The organism is Brucella tritici (genome assembly GCF_008932285.1).
GTDB lineage: Bacteria > Pseudomonadota > Alphaproteobacteria > Rhizobiales > Rhizobiaceae > Brucella > Brucella tritici.
This window is the reverse complement of sequence record NZ_WBVY01000002.1, coordinates 901,800-915,119: the sequence shown is the minus strand read 5'-3', so window position 1 is coordinate 915,119 and position 13,320 is coordinate 901,800. Positions and strand designations below refer to the sequence as shown.

Below are 13,320 nucleotides of genomic sequence, written 5' to 3'. Positions count from 1 at the left end.
CGTGGTTCAATGCGCAAAATTTCGGCTCGTCGAATCGCAAGCACTTACCCGCTTTTTCTATCGTTTCACAATTCAAAACATCAGGCACTTCTCAACAATGCCGCATTGAACGAAACTTCCTTTCGACAGCGACCGTTAACGAAAAACACTGATCCGCATGGATATAACATATTGAGAATTGCATCTAACAACGGGTGAGGCAGGGCTTGAAGCCGGACTTATTCTTTAAAATCATACTGGCTTTATGCGCAGCTTTCCTTGTGACTGCCATCATAGTCAGACTTTATCACGAGTATCACGACATTGATTCAACTTGGGGCAATATGCGTTCAGGCGTGTATCCCGGTTGGGATACACCGGAGAACTAGTCTCCCGAAGCTTCAGAAAACCTGCTTGCCTTGTAAGTCAGGCTTCCCGATTCCGCCGCCTCCACCTCAATTCGAATATTCCTGATTTCGATAGATTGTTGCTCGACCGGAAAATCGACTGTTTGTCCCGTATCCGGGTTTTGCAGATCAGCCGCGGTATAACCGCGTATCTCGAAACGCATTCTGCCATCGATAACGCCCAGATAAACGATGTCAAAAATCGTGCCGGACTCGATCGGATCATACTCATCGGGGTTCGGTATCTCCGCCCCTTGTACGTAGTCGCGCGGAGGGACAATGGGATCGCCGCTGAGAACGAATTGCGTCTGACCGAATGTGTCGGTTGCCGGTGCAGGATGATGCAATGTCTCTTCAGTCATCGCCGACACCTCTGCATCTGTAGCCTGTTGCGCATGCAAACCCGCTGGAAAATTCAGAATACAGGATATGACCGAGAATATCGCAAGCCATCGAATTGTATTCGAACGTTTACCCATCGGCTGTTCCTTTCCCTGAATCGCAAGTCAGCAGCGTTGTTTTGACCGAAACGCGACACGCAGGCAATCCTGCACATCAAGTGCTGCTCCTGTTGAGAGGGCAGCCGTAACTGTCACGATTTTATGACTGCAATCGTTAATACCTTAGGTTAGGGTCAGCGCGAGAAGACTACATTCTGAAACCTCAATAGAGAGGCATGGCATGACGGTTGAATCCAGGTCGGTTCGTATTATCCGGACAGTTGTCGAAACACTGCGCCCACAATTCAACGTGGAACTCTGGGACGGAACACGCATCGGTGCATTCGATGGCCCATCATTGGTAATCAACGACCCGACAATCGTTCGACAGCTTCTTCTCAAGCCCAACTATGATTCCCTGATTGATATCTGGACATCCGGTCGCGTCGATATCAACAACGGTACGATCTTCGATCTCGCTAAAGCCAAGACCGACGGGAGTGTGAAGAACAGGTTGAAAGAACTGCCAAAATGGCAACTGCTCAAGGATCTTCCGGCTCTTCTGTTGGCTGGCAAAACCGATGCGCGGGAAGTTCTTGACGGCAAGGAGCCTTTCGTCAGCGGGTCGAGCAAGGAGGCAATTACCCATCATTATGATGTATCCAATGAGTTTTATCGCTTATTCCTCGATGAGCGAATGGTTTACACATGCGGCTACTTCACGGACTGGGCCAATGATATTGATCAGGCACAGAAGGACAAGCTGGAGCTCATCTGCCGTAAACTACGATTGAAACCCGGTGACCGTCTTCTGGATATCGGTTGCGGTTGGGGTGCCCTCCTGATCTATGCAGCGCGGAACTTTGGTGTCATCGGAACTGGCGTTTCATTGTCGGAAGCGCAAACCGCGCTGGCCCGCGAGAGGATCAAGCAGGCAGGACTTGAAGATAGGATTACCATCCACGTCAAATCCTATGCAGAGCTCGACGGACAGTTCGACAAGATTTCGTCTGTGGGAATGTTCGAGCATGTGGGAATCGCCAACTACGAGAGCTATTTCAGCGCTGTGAACCGGCTTCTACGCCCCGGTGGGCTTTACATGCATCACGCAATCACAAGGCGTATGAAGAAGGACAAGAAATCCTTCAAACGTAAAAGTGCAGAGCATAGGGCTCTTGTGAAATATATTTTCCCCGGTGGGGAACTCGATCATCTTGGAATGACCGTAGAGAACCTTGAAGGACACGGGTTCGAAGTCCACGACGTCGAAAATCTGCGCGAACATTATGGCCGCACTTGCCGGTTATGGTGTGAACGACTGTATTCCAATTTCGACAAAGCCGTTGCCGAAATCGGTTATCCGAAAGCGCGTCTCTGGCTACTCTATCTCGCGGGATGTTCGCTGGCATTTGAGAGAGGCACCGTCCAGATCAACCAGACGGTGGCTTCAAAACGCAAACGCGGCATTTCCGCTGTGCCGCAGACGAGAGCCGACATCTATACCAGTTTCAGCGAGCCGGGAGGTGAGTAGGCGGCGTGGGTAATTGCCGCTGAGACCCACGACTGGCTAAACAGTCTCCGCTAACTGTGCGCTTTGTATCGGATTGGCCTGTATCTGACGCCAGAGAGGCGTCATTGCGGCTGTGATGTCTCGATAAAGCGCGTAACGGCGATTATAGTGTCCATCCAGCGCGACGTTCGGCTTGTAGCGCCGATCGGCGCGCACCATGGCATTGGCGCCTTCTGTGAAATCTGAGAACAGACCAACCCCCGTGCCTGCTGCAATGGCTGCGCCAAGTGCGCCCGTTTCTCGTGAGCCGGCAACGGTTACAGGCACGCCGAGAACATCGGCAAATATCTGAGGCCAGAGACGGCTACGCGAGCCGCCGCCGGAAAGCACTGCTTCCTCGAAAGTTGCACCTGCTTTTCGAATTGTCTCCACGTGCTGGCGGTGACCGAAGGCAACCCCCTCAAGCAAAGCGCGTATCAGATGCCCCTTCGTATGCCAGCCCGCAATACCGTAAAACCCAGCGCGGGCGTGACCGTCCTGCTGCGCGCCGTAGAGATAAGGGTGGTAAAGCGGATCATCATTTGCTGGTTCTATCGCTGCGGCCAGGCTGCAGCAAACATCGAATGGCGAGACATCGGCATGATGGTCGCCTTGAAAGAACTCCCGCACCAGCCATTCCAGATTTGCAGCCGACGTCGCGCTGTTTTCCATAGCCATGTAACGGTTGCGATCAAAAGTAGAGGTCATGAAGACCGGCCCCTTGAGATCAGGACTATCGACAATGATCTGATTGATGCTCCACGTACCTGCAATGATCGATGCACTTCCTGAGCGCGAGACGCCAGACCCCAGGGCCGACGCTACGACATCGAAGAGACCTCCAACAACGGGCGTACCCGCCGCAAGCCCAGTCTCCCGCGCCACAGCCTCAGTTACATTACCTGCAATATTATCGCTTTCGATGAGCGGCGGCAGGATGTCCATACTGTCGCCCAAACCGTAAGCGTCCATCAAAGCGCTGTTGTAACGGCGCGTTGCAAGATCGAGCAAGCCCGCCCCTGACATGTCGGAAACTTCGCTGAAACGTTTGCCTGTCAAGCGATTGACTACGAAATCCTTGGAGAAGAATACAGTGCCAATCTGGTCGAACAGTTCGGGCTGAAAGCGCTTCAGCCAGGCTAGCAGTGTCGGGGTTTGGGAGGGCCAGGGACGCTGGCGCGCTATCGGGTACGTCTTTGCGCCCACCCCTTCTGCCGCCCACTCTTCAACAAGACCGGTCGCGCGTGTATCGAGCGACTGGATACCTATGAGCGGTTCTCCCTCCCGGTCGAGCGCGTAGAGCCCGTTGCCGTGTCCGGCACAGCCAATAGCGGCAATATCGCTCGCCGCTATACCCGCCTTATCGAGGCAAGCCCTTATAACCCGTTTGGCATTGGACCAGAGCTCGCCAAGGTCACGCTCGACGTGACCAGGATGCGGCATACGGCTATGTCCTTCTTCACCTGCATGCGCGAGCTCTCGTCCCGAAAGATCAAAAACCACCGCCTTGATGATAGTGTTGCCCGCATCGAGCCCCAACAGATATTTTTGCATGCAGAACCCCTCCCAAGGTCCAACCAATCCAGTAACTCAGCCCTGCTGATAGAGCGAATAGGCCTCCTCGCCACTCGCATTCTTATGGATAATCGCCATCAATCCGCGCACCACGGCGCTTGGATTGGCATGCTGATATATGTTACGCCCATAGACCATGCCCATTGCACCTTGCTGCATCAAGGCTGCAGATTTAGCAAACACGGCGGAGAGATCCTCCTTGCCGCCGCCACGCACCAGCACCGGACAGCGCGCCGTCTCTACGACACGATGAAAATCCTCTGCATTTGTTGTCGGGTCTGCCTTGATGATGTCAGCTCCCATTTCACGGGCGAGCCGTGTGAGTGTCACGATCTTGTCGGCATCACCGTCGACCATGTAGCCACCGCGCTCTGTGACTGGCTGCATGACGAGCGGTTCGATCATAAGCGGCATGCCGTATTTTTCACAGTCTGCCCGGACGCGGGAAATGTTCTGTACGCATTGACGAAAGAGATCGGGCTCGTCCGGCAACATGAAGAGGTTCACCACCACACAAGCCGCATCCTTTTGTAGCGCTCCAATCAGCGGATCGACCTCGTTTTGTAGCACCGCCCACATGTTGCGATGGCGGATTCGGTTATAGGGATTGCCCATGTCGAGGCGCATGACCAGCGCTGGCTTATCCTTGCCGGGAATATCCTGGAGCAGATCAGCCTGGCCATAGTTCATCTGGATGGCATCAGGCTTTGCGTCAACCAATGCCTTAACGACAACTGGCATATTCTCCAATCCGTCGAGAAAAGATGGTTCATTACACACCCCATGGTCGACAGCCACATCCAGACAACGACCGTTGCCGAACAACCGGTTCATCCGGACTTTGCAGTTTTCTCGCATAATTTACTCCTTTGATCGTTCCTTGCGGAAAGGGTTTCCTCGGCGACACCGTGGCGCTCGCGCATGAGGGTTAGAAATCGCGTCAGCTCTGCGTCGCGGTGCTTTGGCGACCAGCTTTTCTCCGTCGCCAGCAAATCAAGCACAGCCTCGACCATGACGAGAGAGAGTTCGCCGGAAATTGCTAGTGTCGTGCGACGGAGAAGCAAGTCGTCGAGATGCTCGGTCGCCTCGGTTTGGATGAGATAGGAAAGCTCCCGCCTGCTATAGTCAGTATTGGGTAAGGCATAATCCGGCCCCTCCACGATAAAACGAGCGATTTTGGCGGCATCTGTGCCGTAACGTTCAAAGAGCGTTTCAATGCGGCCTGCGGGAAGTCCGGTGGCGGTTGCCGTTTTTGCGATCCAGCCTGCACGGTCTTTCGGAAATTCTCGTCCACCACCTATGGCGCGTTCCGTTGTGTCGATCCGTCGCGACAAACCGAGCCGCTTCAGCGCCATATCGGCCGCCATTTCGCCAAAGGAGCGGAAAGTCGTCCATTTTCCGCCGATCATGCAGAGGACCGGCGAACGCCCATTCTGCCCTTCGAGCACCGTGCAGAAATGGTCGCGTGGGATACGCCCCGTAAAACTGTCATTGCTGGCTGGCAGCGGGCGCACACCTGCGAACTGAAAGACAATTTCTTCAGGACGAACTTTGATTTCCGGCAACACGAAGGCGAGCGATTGCAAAATGTAGTCTCGTTCGTCTGCCTCGCAGCGCACGGTGCCGGGATCGTCAACGCGAATATCGGTCGAGCCGACGAGAACTTTGCCGAGATAGGGGAACAGGATGCAAATGCGCCCGTCCTCGTTCTCGTAATAGATCATGTGCCCGTCAAGACTTTCACTAAGGGCGGAATTATCGACAATAAGATGCGATCCTTTGGTGCCTCCCACCAATGGAGCAGGCTGTGTCTCTTTTGGAAACAGCGTGCCATTCGCGATATCGATCCAGCCGCCCGTCGCGTTTATGACCAGACGCGGCTGGATGGATACTATTTCACCGGAAACGCCGTCGAATAATTGGAAATTACCATCGCCGGTTTCCCGAATTGTCGCATAGTTCAGCGCATTGGCATTTGGTCCAGCAGAAAGGCCATCGCGCAGGAGTTCAATCCCAATCCGCTCTGGGTGGCTGACCCACGCATCGAAGTAGGTGGCAGAACTGCGGATCGCAGGATTGAGCGAAGGCCATTTTGCAAGTGTCGTTTTGCGACTGCGAAAACGATGCTTCGGCATAAGCGCTCGTTTACGCGTCAGAAAATCGTAGATGCCTAGCCCTGCCTTGATCGCGATTGCACCACGTCGGCTCGGACGGCGGGTAAGGCCCAGAAAACGCACAATCCCATTTCCTAACCCCGAAAAAATGTCGAAGATCGGAACCGTCGTCGGCAATGGCGCGACATAATGGGGAGCATTGCGCAGCAATCTGTCGCGCTCGACCAGGGATTCCTTCACGAGACTGAATTCGCCATTCTCCAGATAACGCAATCCGCCATGAACCATGCGCGAGAGCGCGGCACTGGCGCCTGAGCAATAATCGGACTGCTCAACCAGCAGCACATTCACGCCCTGTAGCGCAAGCTCACGAAAAACGCTGAGCCCGTTAATGCCGCCACCGACGACGCAAACATCCACCTTCGAGCTCTGGCGGAGCCCGTCCAATACTTCTTTACGGTTCATGATGGCCGTCCGTTATCCGTCCATGTCAACCAGTTGTGCCGAAATAGCTCCGTCGATAAGCGCGAGATCGTCGGCCAAAAGCTGGAGCTTTCCTGCGTGCGCATTGTCCAGCGCCTGTGCCGGATTTCTTGCTCCGCAAAGTGCGAAAGTCACGCCTGACTGTGCGAGCGTCCAAGCGATTACGATCTGGGCTATCGTCGCGCCATGACGATCAGCGACCGGCTGTATGGCCATCGCGAAATTCTTCGCCTTCTGCCGATTAGCGACGGAGAAGCGCGGATTGTCCTTGCGTTGATCGTCCCCCGAAAACACACGTTCCGGCCCGATCATGCCGGACAGAAGACCAAGCGCGAGTGAAGAATAGCTCAACGTCGATACGTTGTTTGCCGTCGTAAGCGGCAGCAGGTCTTGCTCGATCTCGCGATCGATCATGCTGAACCGCTCCTGGATCGCATCAAGCGCGCCAGTCTGGATATAGTGTTCCAGTTCCGGCGGATTGACGTTGCTGGCACCAACAGCCCGGATTTTACCGGCCTGTTTCAGTTCTTCGAGCGCCGCTACAGTCTCTTCGATTGGCGTCGTCGAGTCCTGCCAATGGGTGATGTAGAGGTCGATATAATCGGTACCAAGGCGACGCAGGCTTTCCTCAACCTCATGGATGATCGCATCCCGCCCCAGATAGCGATGGACTGGCTTTCCATCCTGATCGAAGAAGTGCTTACCTTTCTGGGTATGCCAGACGAGGCCGCATTTGGTAGCAATTACGGCCTTGTCGCGGCGTCCGGCAATTGCTTTGCCTACAATTTCCTCAGAGCGTCCGAGGCCGTAGGCTGGCGCCGTATCGATCAGTGTCACGCCAGCGTCCAGTGATGACTGGATAGCTGCAATAGATTGGGCTTCATCCGTTCCGCCCCACATCCAGCCGCCTATGGCCCATGTACCGAGACCGACTGCGGAAGCCTTGACGCCGGAGCGCCCGATTTCGCGGATCAACTGTTCGCCGCTCATGCGGAATATCCTTCTTGGGATGCGAGTTCTAGAATGCGGGTACCAGTCGCTTCGTCGGTGACAAGCGTATCGAGATGATTGCCGCGAAGAACGCTCAGGATAGACTCGGCCTTGTTGAATCCGCTGGCGACACCGATCTTCATCGGGATATGCGCAAACTCATCCAGCGTAAGCGAGACCAGCGCCCGGTTAAGGCTGTATTCACATACCTGACCGCCAACATCGAGCAGATGAGCGAGAAGTTCCGCACTGGCACCGGAATGTTCGATAGCAGTACGATCCTCGCTCGATGACGGGTGCAGGTCGTAATAGGTCGAATCCGTGCTCACAATGGAGCCGATACCGACGATGGCCACTTTGGCTTCCCTCGCCCGCCGAAACACGTCAGCTACAGAACGCATGTTCATCAGCATCGCGCGCTGCGCAGCATCATCTGCAAACAAGGGCGCGTGTATCTGATAAGAATGCCCACCGAGTTTTTCGGCCATCAACGTCGAGACGTGATTCACGTCAGTATAGTGTTTTCCCTGCACACAGCCCGTTGCTGGAATAACCTCGACATCAAAACGGCGCGGCGCTTGAATTCCCGCGACCACTGCGCTGACGCCTTTTCCGCCAGTGATGCAAATCGTGTCACCATCGGCAATCTCTTCGAGAAGCAGTCGGGCAGCTGCCTCCCCCACCGATAGCAGAGCTGTTTGCGGGTTGTCGGATACGGTCGGCACGACGACGGCCCGACTGATACCGCCAATTCCCAACAGTCGTTCTTCCAGATCAACAAGAGGCTCGACTGGCGATTTGATCTTGATTTCCACGAGACCAAGCTGACGGCCGCGTTTGATGAGGCGGTTGACAGTTGCGTGAGAAATCCCAAGTTGGTCAGCAATCTGCGCCTGTGTCAGTCCTTCCAGAAAATGCAGCACAAGTGCCTGATGCATCTGGCGAGCAACGACGATTTCCTCACGTGGCGCTATTGCTTTCGGCTTCAGTTTAGCGACGGACATATCAGGACGCCTTCCGCTTGTGCAGGAAATGGTCGATGGAAACTGCAGCGAGAAGGATGCAGCCTTTGATCATATCCTGCCAGTACACCGAAACATTGAGCAGGATCAGCGAGGATGTGACCAGCGACAGCAGTGCCATGCCAAGAATAGCGCCAAGGATCGTGCCGGAACCACCGCTGAGCGAGGCGCCGCCGATGACTGCGGCAGCGATAATATTCAGCTCCATGCCAACGCCGAAAGTAGGCGTCGCGGCACCGAAGCGAGACATATAGATGACGCCTGCAACACCGGCGAGCGTCGAACACAGCACAGTCACCCAGAATTTGACCTGGTTCGTTTTGATGCCCGAATAAAGCGCAGCCTTCTCATTGCTGCCGGTATAGAACACTTTGCGAAAGGCCGTGGCCCGGCGCAGCAGAAAATCGAACAGAATAACGACAGCGACGAAAATCAGGATGACATAAGGAATGCCGTAAAAGGTACCCTGCCCCACTGCCTTAAAACTAGAGGGCAGCGTGAAAAGCGACAGTGGCGTTCCTTTGGTAATGATAAGGCAGAGGCCGCGTACAATTACCATGGCTGCCAGCGACGTAATGAAGTGATTGAGGCCAACGACGGTTACGAAGAAACCCATAATACCGCCGATCGCAGCGCTTGCCGCAATACCGACAAGCGACGCCGTCCACGGATCGAGCCCGGCAAGAAAAAGAGCACCGGACAGAACCATGGAGAAACAGACCACCGAGCCGACCGAAAGGTCGATACCCCCGACGATCAGCAAGATCGTCATTCCCACCACGACGATGCCTTCCACCGAGAAGCTCATCAACATCGCACGAAAATTGCCGAGCGTCAGAAAGTGCGGCGACGCGAAGGTCATCACCATGGCCAATGCCAGAATGATCGCAATCAGACCGGCCTCACGCATGGTCCCAATGCGCCTTATCGACGAGTTTTTTGGCGCAACTGCTGCAATTGTGTCGATTGCCATTTCACCCTCTCCCATTTTCTTTTCATGCGGCATGGTGCGATGCTCGTTCCGCGCCAATGCCTGAAGCAAGAAGGATTACCGCCTCTTCCGACATGACGTCCGCAGAAAGCTCTCCAGCAATTTGCCCTTCCCGAACGACCAGAACACGATCAGAAAGACCAAGCAGTTCCGGCATTTCCGACGAAATGACGATGATGCCGATACCGGAGCGCGCAAGCTCCCGCAGCAGTCGATGAATTTCCGCTTTTGCGCCAACATCAATGCCCCGCGTCGGTTCATCCATCAGAATGACTTTGGGCTTCACCGCCAGTTGTTTAGCGATTGCCACTTTCTGTTGATTGCCGCCTGAAAGTGATTTCACCGGTGCTTCGATGCCGCCCATGCGTACGGAAAGCCGTTTCGCAAAATCCGCTGCAAGTGCGGCCTCCGCCCGCCCATTCAGAAGCCCGGCGCCATTAGTCAATGATTTCAGGTCCAGCACGGAAATATTCTGGGCGATGGACATTTCGAGAAATACGCCAGAACCTTTGCGGTCTTCGGAAAGATAAACAATGCCGGCCTTGGCGGCATCGGAATATGAACTGATCTTCTGTGTCTTGCCATGGAGGCGAACTGTTCCCGCGGTGCGTGGACGAAGGCCGCAGATACCTTCGGCAATCTCCGTTCGCCCCGAACCAATAAGGCCGCCGATCCCAACAATTTCACCTTTGCGAACGGCAAAGCCTACGTCATTAAAGCGTACGCCATCGCTAATACCGTCAACTTCAAGAATGACTTCGCCTGCTGGCTCGTTCGGTCCGAGTTTATCCGGATAAAGCTGCATGATCTCACGTCCCACCATCCGGCGCACCACATCGTCGGGTGTCACATCTGCAATACGATCGGTACATACATAACGACCATCGCGGAAAACCGTCACGCGGTCGCAAAGGCTGAAAATCTCGGCCATCCGGTGACTAATATAGATGATAGAAATGCCGTTTGCCTTGAGATCACGGATGATCGAAAAGAGCTGCTGGGCCTCCGTTTCGGTGAGCGCTGCTGTCGGTTCATCCAGGATCAATACGCGGCAGTCGAGTGTCAGCGCCTTGGCGATCTCGACAAGCTGCTGACTGGAAATCGGCAAGTCGTTGACCTTCTGTCGAACATCGATAGCCGCCAAACGGTTCATCACAATCTGTGCATCTCTTTCCAGCGCACGGTAATTCATGAAGAGTGAACGACGGCGGTTGGTCGTCGCCATGAACATGTTTTCAGCGACTGTGGCATCCGGGCAAAGCGCTATTTCCTGATGCACCAGACCGATACCGAGCGATTGCGCCACGGCGGGGGAAGCAATGTGAACGATTTTGCCGTCAATGCGTATCTCACCTTCAGTCGGCTGCAAAACGCCAGCGATGATGCTCATCAGTGTCGATTTACCAGCACCGTTCTCGCCGCAGAGCGCATGAACTTCTCCGCGTTCAAGCGTGAAATCTACTTGCGTCAGCGCTTTCACCGCTCCGAAATGCTTGGTTACGCCATGGATGGTCAGCACCGGTTCAGCCATCTTTTCCTCCCTCTCCGTCATAGCCATCCGCACCGCGGGGCGCGGATGGCTTCTTGAACAGAGCCTACTCCTCAATGCCCTTGGTACCGCGACGCTTCAGATATTTATCCCAATAGAAGTCGTCGGCATTTTCCGCCGTGACAATCGAAAGGCCGTTATCGACGACAGGAATGCTCATAGGGTTGAAGCCGGAACGCTTGGCATCGTTCATCGGGTCGATCAGTTCCGGATGCTTGGCGAGCCACAGCAACATGAAGCCCATATAGCCCTGCATACCCTGGTTCGGATTGATCGAACCGAAGACTTCTCCAGCCTTGATCATATCGAGGATATTGGCATTGACGTCCGCACACATGACGAGGACCTTACCGCCAGCTTCCTTGTTCGCCTGCGCAGCCCCAATTGCTGAGTTAGCCTCTGGCATGAAAACCGCACCGAGGTTTGGATTTGCCTGAATGAGGCTCGACAGACCCTGATAAGCCTTGGTCGGATCCTGATTGGAAGCAGCGCGACCGACCAGTTTCATGTCCGGCCACTTTTCTTCCATACGGGCAATGAAGGCTGCAATCCGCTTGTCGTGATTATCCTGTCCCGGATTTTCAAGAACTGCATATTCGCCTTTGCCACCCATTTTCTGGGCAATGGCATCGGCTGCATATGTACCCTCGCGGGTGTTGTCCGAAGTGATGAAGGACACACGCTTCGACAGCGGTGAATCTGCTGCGAATGTGACAACCGCCGTGCCCTGATCAATCGCCCGGTTGATAGGCTCGATGAACGGGTCGGAATTCATTGGATGAACGAGAATGCCAGCCGGGTTCTGCGCCAAAGCCTGATCGAATGTGGCGATCTGCTTATTCACATCATATTCCGGCGTACCGGTATACTCCGTCTCACAGCCGAACTGCTGACCAGCCTGCTTGAACATTTCATAGACGGGAAACCAGTATTCAACGCCAGAAACCATGACGTTCATCACATATTTTTCGCCCGGTTTACAGCGGAACGGATTTTCCGTCTCGGCTGCCGTTGCGGAACCAGCCAGAAGCGTTGCGGCAAGAACCGCCATCGCGGTTGTGCTCAGAAAATTGCGCAAGTGTCCTCCTCGAGGCCGAAGCCCCTCCCAAACGCGCGGATAGCGTCCCAAAAACGCCGTTGATCTTTATGAAGACCGGTCCTCCTCCTCGAAGACCAGTATTGATAGCTAATCGCAAAGAAACGCACCTGTCAATATAATTCATATAGTGAAATATATTTCATGACCCTTGTTCATTTTGCCTGTGGTCAAGCTGGATCGGTGGCGAAGCGCATATCTGGGTGATGAAATTTTTGACGCTGCCAGCATGTTCCCTATTTCTGAAAATAGCAGCCACTTCCGACATGATCGGCTTTCCCGCTATTGGACGAAAAATCGTATTGGGCATGCGCACGACGTTTCTCACCACGCCCGGTATTACCGATATGCCTGCACCCAAAGACACTTGTGTCAGAACAGCAAGAAGACCGCCCGGCTTTGCAACGATCCTTGGAGTGAATCCTCCGCGCTTCGCGACTTCATACGTGCCTGCCTCCTGTTCCGGTAGAATAAACTGGCTTTCCACAAGAAGAGCGTATTGATCCTCCAACTCAGCAACCGCAAGCCGATGGTCAGAGGGCAGCGCCAGACAAAAATAGTCTTGTAGCAAAACATGAGCGCTGAGTGACGGTGGGAGCGTCATTGGCAAACGAACAAAACCGATGTCGAGATGTCCTTCCTCGATGAACTTTGGTAGATCCTCCATCGGAAATTCGCGCGAGTGAAGTTCCACTTGGGGCCAATCATGCGAGAAACGGCTGATCTGCATCTGCAAGGCTCCGGCATAAGCCGCCGAACCGACATAGCCTATTTCGATCCGACCGATTTCCCCCCGCCCGGCTCTGCGTCCGACACTTTCTGCCTTGTCGAACTGATCCAGCACCAATCTTGCTTCCTTGAGAAAGACCTCGCCCGCCGGGGTGATTGTGACTGAACGTTTGGTTCTGAGAAAAAGCTTCGCACCGAGCCGCCGCTCGATTTCCTGTATCTGAACCGTGAGCGTCGGAGCAGCTATGTTCAACCGCTCCGCGGCTCTTGAAAAATGAAGCTCTTCGGCGAGTATCACAAAATAACGAAGGTGTCTGAGTTCCATACGCGAATCCGATAATTAGGTAAAAACTAATATTATTTCAAAACACCGCGAATAAAAGAAATTCAAACATC

At 54.2% G+C, this 13,320-nt stretch carries 11 protein-coding genes; 1 reads left to right on the top strand and 10 read right to left on the bottom strand.

Annotation, left to right across the window (positions count from 1 at the left end; genetic code table 11):
• Positions 1-364: 364 nt before the first annotated feature.
• A complete protein-coding gene (locus F9K94_RS09580; protein ID WP_235920601.1) occupies positions 365-748 on the bottom strand; it encodes a hypothetical protein in 384 nt (127 codons plus the stop codon).
• Between the two features lie 319 nt (positions 749-1,067).
• Between F9K94_RS09580 and F9K94_RS09575 the strand changes: the two genes are divergently transcribed.
• Positions 1,068-2,357 (top strand): SAM-dependent methyltransferase, encoded by a 1,290-nt coding sequence (locus F9K94_RS09575; protein WP_151645215.1) that lies wholly within the window; start codon positions 1,068-1,070, stop codon positions 2,355-2,357.
• A 36-nt stretch (positions 2,358-2,393) separates the two neighbouring features.
• Here F9K94_RS09575 and F9K94_RS09570 read toward each other — a convergent pair whose 3' ends face one another.
• The 9 genes from F9K94_RS09570 to F9K94_RS09530 form a co-directional block, all read right to left on the bottom strand.
• On the bottom strand, positions 2,394-3,929 hold the full coding sequence (locus F9K94_RS09570) for an FGGY-family carbohydrate kinase (protein ID WP_151645213.1): 1,536 nt from the start codon (positions 3,927-3,929) through the stop codon (positions 2,394-2,396).
• A gap of 36 nt (positions 3,930-3,965) precedes the next feature.
• On the bottom strand, positions 3,966-4,808 hold the full coding sequence (locus tag F9K94_RS09565; RefSeq protein ID WP_151645211.1) for a class I fructose-bisphosphate aldolase: 843 nt from the start codon (positions 4,806-4,808) through the stop codon (positions 3,966-3,968).
• Positions 4,781-6,529, bottom strand: a complete 1,749-nt coding sequence (locus tag F9K94_RS09560) for a glycerol-3-phosphate dehydrogenase/oxidase (protein WP_192799480.1) — start codon at positions 6,527-6,529, stop codon at positions 4,781-4,783. The genes F9K94_RS09565 and F9K94_RS09560 overlap by 28 nt, the downstream gene beginning before the upstream one ends.
• 12 nt (positions 6,530-6,541) lie before the next feature.
• Positions 6,542-7,537: an aldo/keto reductase gene (locus F9K94_RS09555; RefSeq protein ID WP_151645207.1), complete on the bottom strand. Its 996-nt coding sequence runs from the start codon at positions 7,535-7,537 to the stop codon at positions 6,542-6,544.
• Positions 7,534-8,541 carry a sugar-binding transcriptional regulator gene (locus tag F9K94_RS09550; RefSeq protein ID WP_151645205.1) on the bottom strand — a complete coding sequence of 336 codons (1,008 nt, stop codon included), beginning with the start codon at positions 8,539-8,541 and terminating at the stop codon, positions 7,534-7,536. The genes F9K94_RS09555 and F9K94_RS09550 overlap by 4 nt, the downstream gene beginning before the upstream one ends.
• 1 nt (position 8,542) lies before the next feature.
• The gene (locus F9K94_RS09545; RefSeq protein WP_192799479.1) at positions 8,543-9,532 is read right to left on the bottom strand and encodes an ABC transporter permease; all 990 of its coding nucleotides are present in this window, start codon (positions 9,530-9,532) and stop codon (positions 8,543-8,545) included.
• 22 nt (positions 9,533-9,554) lie between these two features.
• On the bottom strand, positions 9,555-11,081 hold the full coding sequence (locus F9K94_RS09540) for a sugar ABC transporter ATP-binding protein (RefSeq protein ID WP_151645201.1): 1,527 nt from the start codon (positions 11,079-11,081) through the stop codon (positions 9,555-9,557).
• 64 nt (positions 11,082-11,145) lie between these two features.
• On the bottom strand, positions 11,146-12,177 hold the full coding sequence (locus tag F9K94_RS09535) for a substrate-binding domain-containing protein (RefSeq protein ID WP_061346567.1): 1,032 nt from the start codon (positions 12,175-12,177) through the stop codon (positions 11,146-11,148).
• Between the two features lie 160 nt (positions 12,178-12,337).
• Positions 12,338-13,249, bottom strand: a complete 912-nt coding sequence (locus tag F9K94_RS09530; protein ID WP_151645199.1) for a LysR family transcriptional regulator — start codon at positions 13,247-13,249, stop codon at positions 12,338-12,340.
• Between the last annotated feature and the right edge of the window lie 71 nt (positions 13,250-13,320).

What these genes read in the sequence shown, in the direction of transcription:
- F9K94_RS09580 (WP_235920601.1), bottom strand. Translation starts at nt 748, where the DNA reads ATGACTGAAGAGACATTGCATCATCCTGCACCGGCAACCGACACATTC.
- F9K94_RS09575 (WP_151645215.1), top strand. Translation starts at nt 1,068, where the DNA reads ATGACGGTTGAATCCAGGTCGGTTCGTATTATCCGGACAGTTGTCGAA.
- F9K94_RS09570 (WP_151645213.1), bottom strand. Translation starts at nt 3,929, where the DNA reads ATGCAAAAATATCTGTTGGGGCTCGATGCGGGCAACACTATCATCAAG.
- F9K94_RS09565 (WP_151645211.1), bottom strand. Translation starts at nt 4,808, where the DNA reads ATGCGAGAAAACTGCAAAGTCCGGATGAACCGGTTGTTCGGCAACGGT.
- F9K94_RS09560 (WP_192799480.1), bottom strand. Translation starts at nt 6,529, where the DNA reads ATGAACCGTAAAGAAGTATTGGACGGGCTCCGCCAGAGCTCGAAGGTG.
- F9K94_RS09555 (WP_151645207.1), bottom strand. Translation starts at nt 7,537, where the DNA reads ATGAGCGGCGAACAGTTGATCCGCGAAATCGGGCGCTCCGGCGTCAAG.
- F9K94_RS09550 (WP_151645205.1), bottom strand. Translation starts at nt 8,541, where the DNA reads ATGTCCGTCGCTAAACTGAAGCCGAAAGCAATAGCGCCACGTGAGGAA.
- F9K94_RS09545 (WP_192799479.1), bottom strand. Translation starts at nt 9,532, where the DNA reads ATGGCAATCGACACAATTGCAGCAGTTGCGCCAAAAAACTCGTCGATA.
- F9K94_RS09540 (WP_151645201.1), bottom strand. Translation starts at nt 11,081, where the DNA reads ATGGCTGAACCGGTGCTGACCATCCATGGCGTAACCAAGCATTTCGGA.
- F9K94_RS09530 (WP_151645199.1), bottom strand. Translation starts at nt 13,249, where the DNA reads ATGGAACTCAGACACCTTCGTTATTTTGTGATACTCGCCGAAGAGCTT.